Genomic DNA, 17,536 nt, shown 5'->3' with positions numbered 1-17,536 from the left:
CCGCCCCCGGACCGGTCAGCCCGACAGCACCGGTTCGCCGCCGTGCAGCCACTGCTCGGCGGTGCGCCATGCGGCGGTGACGGCCTGCCGGGCCGCCTCCGTGGCCGCGGCGGTGTCGCCCTCCAGCCGGAGGGGCGCACCGAGGTGGACGTGCAGGGCCGGACGGCGCACCGGCGCGGTCACGAATCCGGCGAACTGCTTGGCCGTGCCGCCCGAGCTCAGACGGCGGGCGCCGCACTGTCCGAGCGGCACCACCGGGGCACCGCTCGCCGCCGCGAGACGGGCGAGGCCGGTGCGGAAGGTGCCGGGCGCCGCGTCGCGGGCGTCCCGGCGCTTCGGCAGGCCGCCCTCGCCGTAGATCAGGACGACCCGGCCGGCCGCGAGCGCCTCGGCCGCCAGGTCCAGGGCCCCGGCCGCCCGGGCCGTCCCGCGGTGGACGGGGATGTGCCCGCCGGCGCGCAGCACCCCGCCGAGCAGGGGAATCCGCCACAGGCCGGCGGTCGCCATCACCACCGGCTCGGTGCCCAGCCGGTGCAGCGCCGCCAGCACCACGCCAGGGTCGGCGAGCGAGCTGTGGTTGGCCGCGACGATGCTGCCCGCGGCGACCGGCCCGGGGGTCTCGGAGCTGACGGACAGACGGCCGAGAACGGGCACCAGCGTGCTGGCGATCCGGCTGAGCATGGGTGTTCCTTCGTCCCTGGTGGCGGCGTGGTACCGCCATCCTCCCGGCCCGCCGACGCCGGCCGCCTGAGTCGCCGTACTCAGAGCCCGCCGCGGAGGGCTCAACGCGGCGTCAGGCGGCGTCCCGCCCACGGCCGACGCGGCACGCCACCTCGGTGACGACCAGTCCGAGGAGGACGAGGGTCGGGCCGGGCCACCACGTGGACAGCAGCAGGCCCAGCGTGCAGCCGACGGCGACCAGGACGCCGCCCAGCGCCCACAGCCGCGGCGCCGCCACCCGGTCGCCGAACCACCGCGGAGCGCGCCCGCGCGCCAGCGCCGGTACCGCCTGGATCACCACCACCAGCCAGACCGCCACCGTGCACGACATCCGGAACGAACCCACCGAAGCCATCCCCTTGTCGTCGTCGCCCGGCGTCCGCCGGGGAGCGGATCGTCCCACACGCCGGGCCGCGGGCCGCGCTCAGGGGGCGGCGAACAGCCCGGGGAAGGCCGGGGCGAGCCACGGCCGACGGCCCCAGGCGAGGACCTTGCCGCGGGCGAGCGCGGTGGTCGCGGTGTACCGGCCCAGCGCGATGAGGAAGAACGCCACCGGCTCGGTGAGGATCGTGCAGTCGACGCGCCGCGGCGGCTCCTGGCCGACCACGGCGACGCCGTCCGTGAAGGTCACCGCGAACCCGCCGCCGCCGCGCACCCTCAGCCGGTAGCAGGCGTTGTGGCCGGCCGCGGACCGCGGGTCGACCACCCGCGGCATCGCCGTCCGCAGGAAGGGCATGGCCAGCTCGACCCGGTGACGGTCGATCGGGTGCGGCCGCCCGAGGGCGACGGCGATGTCGTAGAGGTGACCCAGCATGTGGGTCAGCAGATAGGCGCCGAGGGTGTCCAGATCCATCGGGCCGAGCGGGGTCAGCACCGGGTCGGTGCCCGCACGCGGGCCGGCCGCCGCGGTGAACTCCCGTGCCTGCCGGGCGATCTCCTCGGCGAGGACGGCCGGGTCCCGCTCCGGCAGGGCGGCCAGCGAGGCCGCGTTGGCGGCGGCCAGCGAACCCGGCGAACCGTCCCCGTACGGCCGCTCCTCACCGGCGGCCAGCGCGGCCATCAGCTCGTTGGCCATCGCCAGGTGATTGGCCGCCTCGGCGACGGTCCACTCGGCGCCGGGTATCGGGGTGTCGCCGCGGCAGCCGGCGAGCAGGGCCACGGCCTGATCACCAACCGCGGTGAGCGCCTCGAAGAGCGTGGTGCGCGCGGCACCGGGGGAGTGCTGGGGGAGCGGGAGGGTCATGGTGGTGAAGACTGACCGACTCCCGCACCGCTGTCCAGACCCGTGACGAGGTCAGGACGCCGCACGTTCCTGCTGCTCCGCGCCCGGGCCCGCCCCGACGGACGGAACGCTCCGCAGCGGGGCCGCCGCGCGCACCGGCCGCGCCGGACGCACCACCCGGGCCAGCACCGCGGGCGCCAGCAGCCGCTGAGGCGGCTCCTCCAGGTTCGCGACCGCCAGGAAGGCCCGCCCGACCGCGGCATCGGCCTCGGCCGCCCGGTGGACCCGCGCCACGTACCGGTTGAGCAGCCGCACCCGCGGCGAGCGGCGGCCCGCCACGAACGGGAAGCGCAGATCGCCGCCGACCGACATGTCCCAGGCCACGTCGGTGATCGCGGCGGCCCGCCGGAAGAACCGCCGCGCCAGCGGCTCCCCGGACGCCTCCGCCAGGCACTCCCGCAGCGCCGCCGCCTCGCAGGCCGCCACCGTCATCCCCTGCCCGTACGTCGGGTTGAACTGGCAGAGCGCGTCCGCGACGACCAGGTAGCCCTCCGGGAAGCGGTCGAGCCGCTCGTACCGGCGGCGGACCGACACGGGGCTGCGCATCAGCCGCGGTTCGGTCAGCGGCTCCAGGCGCTCCAGCAGCCGGTGCAGGTCGGGCACGGGCAGCCGCGCGGCGAAACGGTGGTAGCCCGCCGGGTCGACCGGCGGCACGTCGCCGTTCATGCCGAAGAGCGTCACCAGCCAGCGGTCGCCCTCGCCGCTGAGCGCCACGCCGCCGCGCGGGGCGTCCGCCGAGGCGCCGACGACGAAGGCGTCCGCGTCCGCGTCGCCCGGGCGGCGCCGGTACTCGCGCGAGACGTACACCAGCCCGGAGTCCACCCGCTCCTCCGGCGCCGGCGCGTAGCCCAGCGCCCGCAGCCAGGTCGCGCCGCGATTGCTGCGGCCGGTGGCGTCCACCACCAGGTCGGCCGCGAGTACCTCCGGCTCGGCGTTGACCCGCAGCAGCCGCACCCCCGTCACCCGGCGGCCCGCCGCGACCGGCTCCAGGACCTCCGTGCGCTGCAGGATCTCCACCCCCGGCAGCGCCGCCACCCGGGAGCGCAGGTACCGCTCCAACTCGGGCCGGCTCACCATCAGGCACGGGATCCCGGACGGCGCCCGGCGCAGCCGCCGGCCGTCGTTGAACCAGTTCACGTCCCCCTGCACGTCCCGGACGAGCGCGCCGCCCGCGACCAGGTCCTCGCGCAGCCCCGGGAAGAGGTCCTGCAGCACCTCGAAGCCCTTCGACAGCATGCCGTGCGCGTGGTGGCTCTGCGGCACCCCGCGCCGCGGCCCGCCGCCCGCCGGCAGCGCGTCCCGGTCGACCACCGTGACCCGGGCGAAGCGCTCGCTCAGCACCCGCGCCGCCAGCAGTCCGCCGATCCCCGCCCCCGCCACGACCGCGTGGCCCCGTTCCGTTCCGTCCCCGTCCCGCACGGTGTCCCCCTCGTCCTCGACCGAGCCAGCCTGCCCGACGCCGATTGACGTCCGATTGCCGTCCGATTGCCGACCGCGGAAGGCCCCCCGGCGGGGTCGGCGGTGGCGGGGCGCCCGGCCGCGCGGCGAAGCTTGGAGGGAGCGGGACGCCGCACCCGGCCCGCCGGAGGGACGACCATGAGCGACGACGCGCAGCAGCGGCCGCCGGACCGCCGGCACGACCGCCCCGCCGGCATGGACGACGCGACGGTCGAGGCCCTCGGCCTGCTCTCCGAGGCCCTGGAGATGACCGAGCGGGCCCGGGGCCGGCTGTACGACTTCCACCAGCTCACCGGCGGGGCCGACCGGATCGTCGCGCTCGCCGTGCACGCCCTGCGGGCCGCCGGCCACGTCGAGTGCGCCGACCTGGTGGTCCGCGAGGTCCAGGGCCGCGACGTCCTGCCGGGCATGTGGACGTACCAGATCGTCGAGACCTACAACGACGACTACTACCGGACGTTCGTCGAGGTGGAGCGGCGGATCCGCGAGAGCCTCGCCCCCGGCCGGGACCACATCGCCGAGGCCGAGATGCACGAACGCCGCGAGACCCGCTGAGTCGCCCCCTGCCCCCCGGGCCGCCCTCTGCGGAGCGCGTGAGAGTGTGAGCGGCATGACCGAGACGATCACCCTCACCACCTGGTACCTGGAGCAGACCTCCCGCGGCGACCTGGCCGAGGCCCCCGCCCCCCGGGACACCCCGCTGCAGATCCTCCGGGCGGAGGAGATCGGACCGGAGTTCGCCCGCTTCCTCTACACCGCCGTCGGCGGCCCGTGGACGTGGACCGACCGCCTTCCCTGGACCTACCGGCAGTGGCAGCAGTGGCTGGACCGCGAGGGCGTGGAGACCTGGGTCGCCTACGTGGCGGGCACCCCGGCGGGGTACGTCCAGCTGGAGCCGCACGAGGACGGCCGGGTCGAGGTCGCCTACTTCGGCCTGCTGCCCCGCTTCATCGGCCGCGGCCTCGGCCGCCACCTGCTCGGCACCGGCCTGGCCCGCGCCTGGGACCTCGCCGACCGGCACCCGGCGCTCCCCGCGACCACCGCCGTCACCGTCAACACCTGCTCGCTCGACGGCCCGGCCGCACTGCGCACCTACCAGGCCGCCGGCTTCCGCATCACCCGCACCGACACCACCGACAAGCCCGCCATCCCCACCCCCGGCCCCTGGCCCGGCGCCGAATCCTGACGGCCGCCCCCGGCTGTTCGCGACAGCCCGATGCCCGCGGACACGTCCGACGAGGTGCCTCGCCGGCGGCTCCGGCTCAGCATGGACGGGGCGGCGGATTCCGGTCGGGAGCGTCGCACCCGCGACGGGCACCGGGAGGCGCTGTGATCACGAAGCTCGAGGACCTGCCCGCGGGCGTGATCGGCTTCGAGACGGCCGGCACGTTGTCGGCCGAGGACTACCGGGACGTCCTGCTGCCGGCGTTGGCCGAGGCCGCGGAGGGCGGCGAGGTCCGGTTCGTCATCGTCGTGCCCGAGTGGCACGGCATGACCGGCGGCGCCCTGTGGCAGGACCTCAAGGTGGGCGTGGAGCACCTGGGCGCCTGGAAGCGCATCGCGCTGGTGACCGACATCGAGTGGATGACCCACCTGACCGCGCTCTTCGGCTGGATGACCCCCGGCGAGACGAAGACCTTCCCCCTCGCGCAGCGCGCCGACGCCGTCGCCTGGGCGGCCACCGGCGGCAGCTGACCCCGGCGGCCCCGCCCGGCGTGACGTTTGCGACGGCTGCTCGTTGGTGAGCGAGACGGGTCGGCGGGCGCGAGCGAGCCCCGGAAGAGCGAGGGGCGGTGCCCATGCGGGGGAGGTCGGTGGCCCGGAGCCGTGACGAGAGCCGGACCGCGGCTCCCGAGCTCCGTGCGACCGGTACGACCGGTGCGACCGACGGCGCGTTCCCCCGTCCCTGCCCGGGGCAGCCGGCCGGACCGACCGCACCAGCCTCACGGGGGTTCCCCACCTTGTCCTACCGTCCTGCCCTCAGCGCCGCGAAGGCCACCGCGGCCCTCGCCCTCGTCCCGGGCGTGCTGCTCGGCGGGTCGCCGGCCGGCCCCGCCGCGGCGTCCGCGGCCGACGACCCCGCGCGGGCCGCCGCGCCGTACGAGGACCCGGGGCACCGCTCGGCCGACGCCGCTGCGCCCCTGCGGCCGCTCCACGCCACCGTCGACCCGCTGCCCGACCGGGGCCTCGGCGTCTTCACCGCGCACGGCACCGGACTGCGCCTGCAGGCCGACGACCTCGGCTCCTCCCGGGCCGCGGACGGTGCGGAGCTCCGTACCGCACCCGTCACCGGCGCCGACGCCCAGGAGTGGCTGGTGCGCCCGGCGGCGGACGGCCGGCTGCTCGTCCAGTCCCTGCTGGCCGGCGACGACACGGCCGGCCCGCTGCTCCTCACCGCGGAACCGGACGGCTCGGTCCACCTGCGGACCGAGCGGGCCGGCCCCATGGTCGACGACCCCGCCCAGGTCTGGTCCTTCGTCCGGGTCGGCGCCCCCGACCCCTGGCACCGGGAGTCGCAGCCCGCCCGGGCCCGCTTCACGATCCGTGCGGACGGCGGGGGCTGCCTCACCGACCGCGGCCCGGCAGCGGCCCCGGTCGTCGGCAGCTGCGACACCCCCCGGGCGTGGTGGACGGCCGACGGCCTGACCACCTGACCTCGGGGTTCGGGGCACGGCGACGCGGCCGCCGGCCGTCGGCGCGGTGCGGTCTGTCGGCGGTGAGGCCCGGGGCCGGCCGTCAGTGGACGTCCCAGTGCCCGGTGGTCACGGCCCGGTCGCACACGGGGCAGACCCGGGAGGACTCCGGCGACGGATCCCAGGCAGGGACACCCGCGGCCTCCATGTCCACCTGGCTCATGCCCTGGGCCTCCTGCCCGCAGAACGTCCGGGTGAGCGGGACATCGGTCGGTGCCGCATGCAGGGTGGTGCCACCCGCCCCGGCGCGCAGGTCCACCGCATGTTCGGTCACCGGCTCGTGCAGAACGACGATGCTCATACCTCCACTGTGGCGCGGCACGCCGGCCCCGGCGACGCCGACACAGTGGTGGGCGGGCGCGGCGGCGTGCCCGTACAGCCTGTCGGCCGCCTCGCGGCGGAGTTCAGGCTCGTCGGGGCGCTGGAGGACTACCAGCCGGTAGACGGCGTTGCGGATGCGAACGGGCAGGCGGCCGTCGACCAGGTGCGGTGAGAGTTCACGCGGCATGGCGAGGACGGCGTCCGGGCCCACGAAGGTGAGTTCTTCGAGCGGCTGCGTTCGTCGCGGTCGCGATCCGCAAGCGGCCCGGGGCGGTCGGCCGGAACCGGCGGGGGCCGGTCGGCCGGGGGCGTCCGGGCCGCGGGCGTTCAGAGGGCCGGCGTGGCCGGCTGAAGGACGGTGTGTGCCGGTGAGGGGTCCTCGTCGCCCGGCAGAGCCTCCTCGGTGGTGCGCTGGCAGGCCGGGCACAATTCGTGCCGGCCGGAGTCGGTGATGACGCTGCCCCAGCCACGGCATTCGGTACAGCCTCGGGCGAGGGCGACGTCGGCACGGGGGGCAGGGGTGGGAGCAGGGTGGGCTCCGTGATGCATGGGTGATGTCCTCTGTAGAGCGGTATCACTTCCACCCAGCTTGTCATGATTTCCGACCAAACGTCTGTGACTCAGCTCTCCCCGTCCGCTACCGCGCGCAGACACCCGTGCCGTCGACCGCCCGACCGCCGCGCCGGCCCCCGGCGCGTCGCCGGCCACCGCCCGCCGGCCGTGCCCGTGCGGGGCGGCGGAGTTGACGTCGTTTCGGGAGCGGCGCAGGGCACTCCGGGAGGCCTCTCCCCGGCCAGTGCCGGGGACCGTTCGTGCACCGGCAAAATATCTGTGCCGCCGGTCCGCAGCCTGCCTGTATCCCACGCCGGGCCGGCGCCGTGCGGTGCCCGGCACGGGCGGGCCCGCGTGACAGAATCGCGGCGAGGCGGACCGGCGAGCGGAACGGGGCGGACAGCGTGGCCATCGAGGTACTGCGGGCGGCGGAGCGGACGGCGGTGCCGTGGCTGAACGGCGGCGGGGTGACGCGCGAGGTCGCGGCCTGGCCGCCCGGCGCCGGGATGACCGACTTCGACTGGCGGGTCAGCCTCGCGGACGTCGCCCGGGGCGGGCCGTTCTCCGCCTTCGCCGACATCGACCGGGTGATCACCCTGGTCGACGGGCCCGGGATGGTGCTGACCGTGGCCGGTGCCGAGCATGCGCTCACCGAGCCGCTCCGGCCGTTCGCCTTCCCCGGTGACGTGACCACCGACTGCCGGCTGTCGGCCGGCCCGGCGGTCGACTTCAACGTGATGACCCGGCGCGGCCGCGCGACGGCCCGGGTCGAGATCGCCGACGCCCCGCGCCCGGTCCGGGCCGCGGAGGGCGACACCCTGCTGGTCGTCTGCCTCGACGGCACCACCGCCCTGGCGTCCGCCGGACTCTCCCTGGACCGCCTCGACGCCGTGCTGATCCGCGACGGCGGCGACCTCCTGCAGGTCGACGGCGCCGCCGCCGTGGTGACGATCCGCCAGTAGCGCACAGGACGGGCCGCGGGGGCGGTGTCACGGGTCTGCCGGAGAGCGAGCGGCCGTCGGCGACCGGCTCCGGCTGCTCGGTGCGGGTACCCGGGGCCCGGTCGCGGCCACGGGCGCGGGATGCTGCTCGGCTCGGACGGCTGAACCTCCGCGCGGGTCGCGCGCCGCGACGGCCCGAGCCGCACCGCCCGCCCGAGGGTGTGCCACACGGATCGGGCCGGGCTCCCGCTCCCGGCCGCCCAAGCGGAGAGAGGCCGTTCGATGCCGCGCGAGATCGCCCTGCTGGGAGTACCGTCCTGCGCCGGAACGCACGGACCGGGCCAGGAGAAGGCACCGGCCGCCGTCCGCGCGGCCGGGCTCGTCGAGGGACTGCGCGGCGCCGGGCTGAGCGTCCACGACCACGGCGACCTGCCGGCGGTGCCCTTCCGCACCGACCCCGCGCACCGCAACCGGCAGAACCTCGCCTCGGTCGCGGAGGTCGCCCGGTCCGTGGCCGGGAAGGTCGGCGCCCTGCTCGACGACGGCGCGCTGCCGCTGGTGATCGGCGGGGACTGCACCATCACGCTCGGCGTCACCGCCGCGCTGGTCGAGCGGCACCCCGACGCCGGACTGATCTACTTCGACGGCGACCTCGACCTGTCGGTGCCCGCCACCACCCTCTCCGGCATCCTCGACACGATGGTCGTCGCCCACCTGCTCGGCGAGGGCGCGCCGGAACTGACCGGCCTCGGCCCGCGCACCCCGCTGCTCCCCGCCGACGCCCTGACGGCCTTCGGCTACGACCCCGTGGAGCTCGGCCCGGCCGAGGTGGAGCTGCTCACCCGGTACGGACTGCGCACCCACCCGTGCACCGAGGTCACCGCCCCCGGCACCGATCCGGTCGCCGCCGCCCGCGCGGCCCGCCGCGCCCTGGCCGAGGGGCACTCGCGGCTCCTGCTGCACTTCGACGTCGACGTGATCGACTCCACCGAACTCCCGCTGGCCGACTTCCCGCACTTCAACCAGGGGCTGCCGCTGGCCGTCGCCCTGGACTGCCTCGCCGAGTTCGCCCGGGCCCCGCAGCTCGCCGCCGTGGTCGTCACCGAGATCAACCCCCACCGCGACCCGGACGGCAGCCTGCTGCGCACCCTCACCGACGGCCTGGTCCGCGCCCTCGCCGCCGCACCGGACACCGCCTGACCGGCGTCACCGGCACAACCCGCGGCACGCCGTCCGCGTCGGGCACGGCACCCGGCGGCGGGGCCTCAGCGGGTGGCCAGGGCGGTGTCGCAGTCGAGACAGTGCCGGGTGGTCTGGGACGGCGGGTACCAGGTGTCGCCCGGGGCGGCGGGCCGGTAGGGCTCGGGTTCGAGGTCGCCGGTGGCGAGGCCGCAGAAGGTCGTGCCGGCGGGTCGCTCCGGGTCCTGCGGGTCGGCGGGTGCGGCATGGACCCAGCGGATGCGCGCGCCGACGTCGACCTCTCCGTTGTCCAGGACCTCGGTGGACGGTTCCAGTTCGAGGAGTACGACGACATCCCTCATGCCTCGACCTTGCCCCGTTCGGCGCAGTGCCGCATCCCGGCCCGCACGCGTTCCCGCGGCCCGCCGACCGGCGCTCCCGGGATCTGTCCCACCCCGGCGATAGATTCGGTCGGAGGGTGCGGCCGGGCCGCACCGGAACACCGACTGCCGGAGGTCTCGCGTGTCGCAGGTACGGGTCCACAACTTCTCGGTGTCGCTCGACGGCTACGGCACGGGGGAGGGGCTGAGCCTCGACGCGCCGTTCGGGCACGCTGGCGACCGCCTGCACAGCTGGTTCTTCCCCACCAGGACCTTCCGCGCCATGATCGGCGAGGAGGGCGGCGACCTGGGCGTGGACAACGCCATGGCCCGGGCCTGGGCCGACGGCATCGGCGCGGAGATCATGGGGCGCGGCAAGTTCGGCCCGCAGCACGGCCCGTGGCAGGACCACGAGTGGAACGGCTGGTGGGGGCCCGAACCGCCCTTCCGCACACCGGTCTTCGTGATGACCCACCACCCGCGGCCCGCCGTCGAGATGCAGGGCGGCACCACCTTCCACTTCGTCGACGCCCCGCCGCGGGAGGTACTCCGGCAGGCCCGCGAGGCCGCCGGCGGCCTGGACGTGCGGATCGGCGGCGGGCCGAGCACCGTGCGGGCCTTCCTCGCCGAGGACCTGGTCGACCATCTGCACGTCGTCGTCGTGCCGATCGTCCTCGGGCGCGGCGTGCGGCTCTGGGACGGTCTCGAAGGGATGGAGCAGCGCTTCCGCACCGAGACGGTCGCCAGCCCCAGCGGCGTCACCCACCTGACCTTCACGAAGATCTGACGTGCGGTCGGACGACTAGGCTGACCGGGTGACCTCACCCGACCTCGCGCGAGCCGCCGGCGAGCGTACGCCGCAGGACCCGGCCGCCGCGCTGATCGCCGACCCGTACACCGGCTACGCGCGGCTGCGCGCCGCAGGACCCGTCCACCGGATCACCGGACCGGACGGGCTGCCGGTCTGGCTGGTCACCCGGTACGCCGACGTCCGGCAGGTGCTCGCCGACCCGCGGTTCGCCCTCGACAAGCGGCACGCCACGCCCGGCAACTACCGCGGGTTCGCGCTGCCGCCCGCCCTGGACGCCAACCTGCTGAACATGGACCCGCCGGACCACACCCGGATCCGCCGGCTCGTCTCGCAGGCCTTCACCCCCAGGCGGATCGCCGCGCTGCGCGCCCCGGTCGAGCAGGTCGCCGACAAGCTCCTCGACGCGATGGCCCCGCACGGCCGGGCCGACCTCATCACCGAGTACGCCGCGCCGCTGCCGATCACCGTGATCTGCGACCTGCTCGGCATACCCGCCGAGGACCGCCGTGACTTCCGCGCCTGGACGGACAGCCTGGTCGCCCCCGACCCGGCCCGCCCGCAGGACGCCAGGGCCGCCGTCGGCGCCATGCTCGCGTTCTTCACCGCGCTGATCCGGCGCAAGCGCGCCGAACCCGGCGACGACCTGCTCTCCGACCTGATCGCCGTCCGCGACGAACATGACCGGCAGGACCGCCTCGGTGAGGACGAACTCACCTCGCTCGCCTTCCTGATCCTCTTCGCCGGCTACGAGAACACCGTCCACCTCATCGGCAACGCCGTCCTCGCCCTGCTGCGCCACCCTGGGCAACTCGCCGCGCTGCGTGCCGACGAGAGCCTGATCCCCGGCGCCGTCGAGGAGTTCGCCCGCTTCGACGGACCGGCCCCGCTGGCGATCCGCCGTTTCACCCGCGAGGCGGTGGCCGTCGGCGGCGTCACCGTCCCGGCGGGCGAGACCGTGCTGTGCGCACTCGCCTCGGCCAACCGCGACGGCGAGCAGTTCCCCGACCCGGACCGGCTCGACGTGCGCCGCCGCGACAACGGCCACCTCGCCCTCGGCCACGGCATCCACTACTGCCTGGGCGCCCCGCTCGCCCGGCTGGAGACCGCGGTCGCGCTCACCGCGCTGCTGCGGCGCTTCCCCCGTCTCGAACTGGACGTGCCCGAGGAGCAGTTGCGCCACCGGCCCTCGCTGCGCGCCCGCGGACTTCTGGAGCTGCCCGTGCGGTTCTGAGCCGCCGCTGCGAGGACGGCCGGGGCCGGTGCGGGTGGGACCGCACCGGCCCCGGCCGTTTCGCGAGGTCCGTGGCCGGGCCGGGCGGTGAGTGCTGCGCTGCCGCGCTCACCGGACACACCGAACACACAGTGAACGCGCGATGATGCGCAATTGTGCGCGAACATCGGCTTGTTCGCGCAATTGACGTCACATCAGGGCTCTGCTCTGATGTGCAGTGCTCGACCACACCTGCCCGCGGACATGCCACGTGCCGCGGCGCACCACCGAGCCATCGGACCCCGCAGACCTCCCAGGAGGCACCCCCGTGCGATCCGCTCCGCCCGCCGTCCGACCGCGGCCGGGTAGTCCCGGCAACCGCGGCACGGCACTGACCCTCGCCCTGCTGCTCGTCGCCGCCCTCGCCGCCGTCCTCGGCCCCGCGCAGCCCGCCGCCGCGGCAACTCCCGGCAACGCCACCGCGATCAGCCGAACCGGCAACACCTTCACGGTGACCGCCTCCGGCGGCGCCGCCGCCCGGGTCGTCCTCGCCCGGGCCGACGTCCTGCGCGTCCGGATCTCGCCCGACGGCACCTTCACCGACGACCCGGCCAGCCACGACCTCGCGATCACCACCGACTTCGGCACCGTCGACGCCACCCTCACCGACGCCGGCGGCTACTGGCGGATCGCCACCTCGGTCGTCTCCCTGCGCGTCAACAAGTCACCGCTCACCTTCGCGCTCTACCGGGCCGACAACACCACCCTGCTCTGGGCCGAGTCCCAGCCCACCAGTTGGACCGCCAACCGGACCACCCAGTACCTCGCCCGCGGCGCCGACGAGCAGTTCTACGGCACCGGCCTGCACCTCGGCGACTGGGCACTGCGCGACAAGACCGTGCCGGTCGCCGTCTCCAACCAGTGGACGGAGGGGACCAACGCCAGCCCGGCCCCGTTCTACATGTCCACCAACGGCTACGGCGTGATGCGCAACACCTGGGCGCCCGGCTCGTACTCCTTCGGCGCGCCCACCACCCTCGCCCACGACGAAAAGCGCTTCGACGCCTGGTACTTCGCCGGCAACTCGCTCAAGGACGTCCTCAACGGCTACACCGACGTCACCGGCAAGCCCTTCCTCGCACCCATCTGGGGCCTCGAACTCGGCAACGCCGACTGCTTCAACGCCTCCAACCCCGCCTACAGCGGCGACCACGACCGGCTGCGCCACCAGACCACGCCCGACGCGGTCGGCTACGCCACCGACGCCAGGGCCGCCGACATGCCCTCGGGCTGGTTCCTGCCCAACGACGGTTACGGCTGCGGCTACACCGACCTGCCGACCACCGTCTCCGGCCTCGCCGCCAAGGGCGTGCACACCGGGCTGTGGACCTCCACCGGACTCTCCAACATCAACTGGGAGGTGGGAACGGCCGGTTCACGGGCGGTGAAGACCGACGTCGCCTGGATCGGCGGCGGCTACAAGACCGCCTTCACCGGCGTCCAGCAGGCCGTGGCGGGCATCGAGAACAACTCGGACGCCCGCCGCTTCGTCTGGACGGTCGACGGCTGGGCCGGCACCCAGCGCAACGCCGTCGTGTGGACCGGCGACACCAGCGGCACCTGGGACGCCATGCGCTGGCACGTCCCGTCGATCGCCGGTGCGGGCCTGTCCGCCCTCAACTACGCCTCCGGCGACATCGACGGCATCTTCGGCGGCAGCCCCCGGACCTACGTCCGCGACCTGCAGTGGAAGGCCTTCACCCCGGCCTTCATGACGATGTCCGGCTGGGGGGCCACCAATCCGTCCGCCGGCTACCAGGACAAGCAGCCCTGGCGGTTCGCCGAGCCCTACCTGTCCATCAATCGGAAGTACCTGCAGCTGAAGATGCGGCTCACCCCGTACCTGTACACGATGAGCCGCAACGCCACCGACACCGGCGTCCCGGCCACCCGGGCCATGGTGCTGGAGTACCCGGACGACCCGGTGGCCCGCGGCAACCAGACCAGCGGCCAGTTCATGGCCGGCGACTCCTTCCTGGTCGCCCCGGTGGTCTCCGACACCTCCGTCCGCGACGGCATCTACCTGCCCGCCGGCACCTGGACGGACTACTGGACGGGCAGGGCGTACACCGGCCCCGGCTGGTTCAGCGGCTACAACGCGCCGCTCGACACCCTGCCGCTGTTCGTCAAGTCCGGTGCCGTCGTGCCGATGTGGCCGCAGATGAACTACGCCGGCGAGAAGCACGTCGACACCCTCACCTACGACGTCTACCCCCGCGGAACCTCCACCTTCAGCCTGTACGAGGACGACGGCACCACCCGGGCCTACCAGAGCGGCGCCTACGCCCGGCAGCGGGTGGACGTCACCGCCCCGCCGTCCGGCACCGGCGACGTCAGCATCGCGGTCGGGGCCGCCACCGGCAGCTACACCGGCAAACCCGCCTCCCGCGGCTACGAGTTCACCGTCCACGCGGCCGGCGCCCCGAGCGGCGTCTCCGCCGGCGGCACCGCGCTGCCCGCCCTGACCAGCCGCAGCGCCTACGACACGGCCACCACCGGCTGGTACTTCGACCCGGCGGACCGCTCCGGCGTGCTGCGGATCAAGACCGGCTCCCGCTCCTCGGCGTTCACCGTGACGGCCACCGGACTCACCCTGCCCACCGGCGGCGCCGTCCCCGGCGCCACCCCGATCCCGACCGCGAACTGGACGGTCGTCTCCACCGACAGCCAGGAGACCGCCGCGGAGAACGGCGCCGCAGCCAACGCGATCGACGGCAACCCGGCCACCATCTGGCACAGCCGGTGGTCCGGCACGGCCGCCCCGCTACCGCACGAGCTGCAGATCGACCTCGGCGCCCGCCACAGCGTCGACGGCCTCAGCTACCTGCCGCGGCAGGACGGCGGCGTCAACGGCCGGATCGGCGGCTACGAGGTGTACGTCTCCGACACCACCGGCGACTGGGGCAGCCCCGTCGCGACCGGCACCTTCACCGACAGCGCGGCGCAGCAACGGATCGCCTTCGCCGCCAAGAACGGCCGCTACCTGCGGCTGCGCGCCCTCACCGAGGCCGGCAACCGCGGCCCGTGGACCAGCGCCGCCGAGATCGGCGCGACCGGCCGGGCCCTGCCGCCACCGACCGACACCACCCTGGTCAACGGCGCCTCCGGCACCTGCGTCGACCTGCCGGGCTCCGCGACCGCCCCCGGCACCCGGCCGACCCTCTACACCTGCCACGGCGGCGGCAACCAGCGCTGGACACTGCACAGCGACGGTACGCTCACCGGGCTCTCCGGGGTCTGCCTCGACGGCACGGGCGGCAGCGCCGCCGTCCAGCCCTGCAACGGCTCCGCCGCGCAGCGCTGGCAACAGGGCCCGCAACTCGCCCTGGTCAGCGGCGGGAAGTGCCTCGCACCCGAAGGCTCCGGCACCGCCAACGGCACCGCACTGCTGCTCGCCACGTGCACCGGCACGGCCGCGCAGCGCTGGGCGACCACGCCCTGACCCGCCGGCCGTCGAACCCCGGGCACCGCGCCCCGGGGTTCCGCGGCCCCGGGGCGTCGGCTCAGCGCACGCTGGCGGCGATCTGCGCGTACTCCTGGGCGGCGGCCCACAGCTCCCCGGCGGCCGGCCGCGTGCCGGGCAGCGCGTTCATCGCGGCCTCGGCGTTCATCGCGGCGAAGCCCCACAGCTCGCGCAGCTCCCCGTGCGCCGCCCGCTCGGCCTCCCGCAGGGCCGCGAGCAGCACCCGGCCGGTCAGCGGCGGCGGCACGTTCAGGAACGACCACGGCCCCGGCGGGGCCTGGTCGAGCAGGGCTGTCGGCTGTGTTCCGCCGGGCGGAGTGGTGTCGTTCATGCGGCACACCATCGCACCTGGAACTGACACGCCGTCGATCGAGCACGGACGGCGGGCGCGGGGCGGCCCGGCTCAGCCCGTGAGGCGGTCGACGACGGCGAGCACCGGTGCGACGCCGTCCTCCTCGCGCAGGCGCGCGGCCAGCGCCCGGGCCCGGTGGGCGTGCTCCGGGTCGGTGGTGGCCGCGCGCAGCGCCGCGGCGAGGGTGCCGGATGTCAGCCGGCGCAGCGGGACGGCCGCGGGTGCCACACCGAGGCCGGTGAGGCGGCCGGCCCAGAACGCGGCGTCGAACTGGATCGGGACGGGGACGGCCGGTACGCCGGCACGCAGGCCCGCCGCCGTGGTGCCGGCCCCGGCGTGATGCACGACGGCGGCCGTCCGCGGGAAGAGCAGGCTGTGCGGGACCTCGCCGACGGTGATCACGTCCGGGCCCTCGGCCTGCAGCTCGCTCCAGCCGCGCTGGACCACGCCGCGCAGTTCGGCCGCGCGCAGCGCCGCCACGACGGTGCGGGAGACCGGTTCGGGATCGGGCACCGCCGCGCTGCCCAGACCGACGAAGACCGGCGGATCGCCGGAGTCGAGGAAGTCGCGGAGCTCGGGCGGGAGTTCGGCCTCGGGCGGGTCGCCGGGCCACCAGTAGCCGGCCACCCGCAGGCCCGGGCGCCAGTCGTGGGGACGCGGCACCACCAGCTCGCTGAAGCCGTGGAAGACGGGCCAGTCGGCCCGCTCGCGGGCCCGGCGGGCGGAGCGTAGGCTCCACCGGGGCAGCCCGAGGCGGGCGCGGGTGTGGCGGACGGCCTCGGTGAAGATGCTGTCCACAGCCGCGTTCACCGCGCGGCCGGCCAGCCGGTTGGGGCCCGCGCCCCAGGACCGCGCGCCGATCATCGGCGGTGCGAACTCGGCCGTCGCGGCGAGCGGTTGCAGGTGGAGGCCGATGCTGGGCAGCGCCAATCCCTCCGCAACGGCATGCCCCAGCGGCGCCAGCGCGGCCGACACCAGCAGAACGTCCTGCCCGTCCGCGGCGACCAGCAGCCCGTCCGCCATCCCGCCCGACCAGCGACCGCGCCATCGAGACCAGCCGGGCCAGCTTGGCGACGCCACTGGAACTGCGGTGCAGGCCCTGCCCGGCGGCGGACTCCAATGCCTCGCGCGGGTCCACCGGCAGCGGATGGAAGCCGATGCCGGGGGCCTGCGCGAGCGGCGCGAACCGCGCATGGGTGACGAGGGTGACCTGGTGGCCGGCCCGGGCCAGCCCGGACCCGAGCCCGGTGAACGGGGCGACGTCGCCCCGCGAACCCGCCGTCATGAGCGCGACACGCATGGCCACCAGTATCGCGCCGAATCCCGTTTCGGCGGGTCTTCGGCGCGCCGTTCCCGGCCGGGGCCGCGCGGGAGCGGCCGTCAGCGTTCGAATCCGGGGACGGTGCGGACCGTGACGTGCGGGGCGGGCCGGGCGACCATGTCGAACACGCACGGATTCCGGCAGATCATCCACCTCTGTCGCGCATCCGTTTGACGATCCGTCACTCCAGCGACGACCCGTTCGGCATTGCGCCGCCGCAACCGACCGGGTGCGGCCTAGGCTGCGGAGTACCGGCAAAGGGGCCCCTCGGCCCGGAGGAGACCGGTGCGGACGAGGAGGGACCTCATGCCCAGGCCGCCGCTGCCCGAGAAGGCCGTCGCGCTGTTGCGCAAGGCGAACCCCGCCGTCATCGCCACCGTCCGCCCGGACGGCCAGCCCGTCTCCACCGCCACCTGGTACCTCTGGGAGGCGGACGGCCGCGCCCTGGTCAACATGGACGAGGGCCGGACCCGCCTGCGCCACCTGCGGGCCGACCCCCGGGTCAGCCTCACCGTGCTCGACGAGCACTCCTGGTACACCCACGTCACCCTGGTCGGCCGGGTCGCCGACATGTACGAGGACAGGGACCTCGCCGACATCGACCGGCTCTCCCGGCAGTACCTGGGCCGCGACTACCCCGTGCGCGACCGCGGCCGGGTCACCGCCCTGATCGAGGTCGACCGCTGGCACGGCTGGGGCAAGGTCACCGGCCGCTTCCGCTGACCGGGTGAACGGCGACGGCATCCTGCGATAGCAGTCCGGGTCACCCGGGTGTGCGCGGAATCGCCCGTGG

At 75.4% G+C, this 17,536-nt stretch carries 17 protein-coding genes and 1 pseudogene; 10 read left to right on the top strand and 8 right to left on the bottom strand.

What is annotated here, in order from left to right:
* Positions 1-15: 15 nt before the first annotated feature.
* The 4 genes from AB0P35_RS21915 to AB0P35_RS21900 form a co-directional block, all read right to left on the bottom strand.
* Entirely contained in the window at positions 16-681 is a 666-nt protein-coding gene (locus AB0P35_RS21915; protein ID WP_363512975.1) for a lysophospholipid acyltransferase family protein, read from the bottom strand.
* A 112-nt stretch (positions 682-793) separates the two neighbouring features.
* Complete coding sequence (locus AB0P35_RS21910; RefSeq protein WP_144298725.1) at positions 794-1,066, bottom strand: hypothetical protein; 273 nt, start codon at positions 1,064-1,066, stop codon at positions 794-796.
* Between the two features lie 78 nt (positions 1,067-1,144).
* Complete coding sequence (locus AB0P35_RS21905; protein WP_363512973.1) at positions 1,145-1,963, bottom strand: maleylpyruvate isomerase family mycothiol-dependent enzyme; 819 nt, start codon at positions 1,961-1,963, stop codon at positions 1,145-1,147.
* Positions 1,964-2,014: 51 nt separating this feature from the next.
* Positions 2,015-3,421, bottom strand: a complete 1,407-nt coding sequence (locus tag AB0P35_RS21900) for an FAD-dependent monooxygenase (RefSeq protein ID WP_363512970.1) — start codon at positions 3,419-3,421, stop codon at positions 2,015-2,017.
* A gap of 177 nt (positions 3,422-3,598) precedes the next feature.
* Between AB0P35_RS21900 and AB0P35_RS21895 the strand changes: the two genes are divergently transcribed.
* The 4 genes from AB0P35_RS21895 to AB0P35_RS21880 all read left to right on the top strand — a co-directional run bounded on the left by AB0P35_RS21895 (position 3,599) and on the right by AB0P35_RS21880 (position 6,114).
* On the top strand, positions 3,599-4,015 hold the full coding sequence (locus AB0P35_RS21895) for a hypothetical protein (protein WP_095875851.1): 417 nt from the start codon (positions 3,599-3,601) through the stop codon (positions 4,013-4,015).
* A gap of 55 nt (positions 4,016-4,070) precedes the next feature.
* Positions 4,071-4,646: a GNAT family N-acetyltransferase gene (locus AB0P35_RS21890; protein ID WP_363512967.1), complete on the top strand. Its 576-nt coding sequence runs from the start codon at positions 4,071-4,073 to the stop codon at positions 4,644-4,646.
* Between the two features lie 143 nt (positions 4,647-4,789).
* Positions 4,790-5,155: an STAS/SEC14 domain-containing protein gene (locus tag AB0P35_RS21885; protein WP_363512964.1), complete on the top strand. Its 366-nt coding sequence runs from the start codon at positions 4,790-4,792 to the stop codon at positions 5,153-5,155.
* Between the two features lie 266 nt (positions 5,156-5,421).
* Positions 5,422-6,114, top strand: a complete 693-nt coding sequence (locus AB0P35_RS21880) for a hypothetical protein (protein WP_363512961.1) — start codon at positions 5,422-5,424, stop codon at positions 6,112-6,114.
* 82 nt (positions 6,115-6,196) lie between these two features.
* Here AB0P35_RS21880 and AB0P35_RS21875 read toward each other — a convergent pair whose 3' ends face one another.
* On the bottom strand, positions 6,197-6,685 hold the full coding sequence (locus AB0P35_RS21875) for a hypothetical protein (RefSeq protein WP_363512959.1): 489 nt from the start codon (positions 6,683-6,685) through the stop codon (positions 6,197-6,199).
* A 745-nt stretch (positions 6,686-7,430) separates the two neighbouring features.
* Between AB0P35_RS21875 and AB0P35_RS21870 the strand changes: the two genes are divergently transcribed.
* Both AB0P35_RS21870 and AB0P35_RS21865 read left to right on the top strand, forming a co-directional pair.
* Positions 7,431-7,988 (top strand): HutD family protein, encoded by a 558-nt coding sequence (locus tag AB0P35_RS21870; RefSeq protein ID WP_363512956.1) that lies wholly within the window; start codon positions 7,431-7,433, stop codon positions 7,986-7,988.
* Between the two features lie 261 nt (positions 7,989-8,249).
* A complete protein-coding gene (locus AB0P35_RS21865; RefSeq protein WP_363512953.1) occupies positions 8,250-9,167 on the top strand; it encodes an arginase family protein in 918 nt (305 codons plus the stop codon).
* A 65-nt stretch (positions 9,168-9,232) separates the two neighbouring features.
* Here the strand turns inward: AB0P35_RS21865 and AB0P35_RS21860 are convergent, their stop codons facing one another.
* The gene (locus AB0P35_RS21860; RefSeq protein WP_363512950.1) at positions 9,233-9,508 is read right to left on the bottom strand and encodes a hypothetical protein; all 276 of its coding nucleotides are present in this window, start codon (positions 9,506-9,508) and stop codon (positions 9,233-9,235) included.
* A gap of 160 nt (positions 9,509-9,668) precedes the next feature.
* On the opposite strand from AB0P35_RS21860, the gene AB0P35_RS21855 reads away from it, so the two are divergent.
* The 3 genes from AB0P35_RS21855 (at position 9,669) to AB0P35_RS21845 (ending at position 15,049) form a co-directional block, all read left to right on the top strand.
* Positions 9,669-10,313, top strand: a complete 645-nt coding sequence (locus tag AB0P35_RS21855) for a dihydrofolate reductase family protein (RefSeq protein WP_095875841.1) — start codon at positions 9,669-9,671, stop codon at positions 10,311-10,313.
* Between the two features lie 28 nt (positions 10,314-10,341).
* A complete protein-coding gene (locus AB0P35_RS21850) occupies positions 10,342-11,568 on the top strand; it encodes a cytochrome P450 (protein ID WP_363512947.1) in 1,227 nt (408 codons plus the stop codon).
* A gap of 307 nt (positions 11,569-11,875) precedes the next feature.
* Positions 11,876-15,049 carry a TIM-barrel domain-containing protein gene (locus tag AB0P35_RS21845; RefSeq protein ID WP_363512944.1) on the top strand — a complete coding sequence of 1,058 codons (3,174 nt, stop codon included), beginning with the start codon at positions 11,876-11,878 and terminating at the stop codon, positions 15,047-15,049.
* Positions 15,050-15,110: 61 nt separating this feature from the next.
* Here AB0P35_RS21845 and AB0P35_RS21840 read toward each other — a convergent pair whose 3' ends face one another.
* Positions 15,111-15,401, bottom strand: coding sequence for a hypothetical protein (locus AB0P35_RS21840; RefSeq protein WP_095875839.1), 291 nt, complete (start codon positions 15,399-15,401; stop codon positions 15,111-15,113).
* A 72-nt stretch (positions 15,402-15,473) separates the two neighbouring features.
* Positions 15,474-16,707: pseudogene (locus AB0P35_RS21835) on the bottom strand (glycosyltransferase).
* 342 nt (positions 16,708-17,049) lie between these two features.
* Between AB0P35_RS21835 and AB0P35_RS21830 the strand changes: the two are divergent.
* The gene (locus AB0P35_RS21830) at positions 17,050-17,466 is read left to right on the top strand and encodes a TIGR03618 family F420-dependent PPOX class oxidoreductase (RefSeq protein WP_363512941.1); all 417 of its coding nucleotides are present in this window, start codon (positions 17,050-17,052) and stop codon (positions 17,464-17,466) included.
* Positions 17,467-17,536: the final 70 nt, after the last annotated feature.

Origin of the sequence: Kitasatospora sp. NPDC085879 (assembly GCF_040686255.1) — a bacterium.
In the GTDB taxonomy this organism is placed as follows: domain Bacteria; phylum Actinomycetota; class Actinomycetes; order Streptomycetales; family Streptomycetaceae; genus Kitasatospora.
The sequence above is the reverse complement of the archived record's forward strand: the minus strand, read 5'-3'. Positions and strand labels throughout refer to the sequence as shown.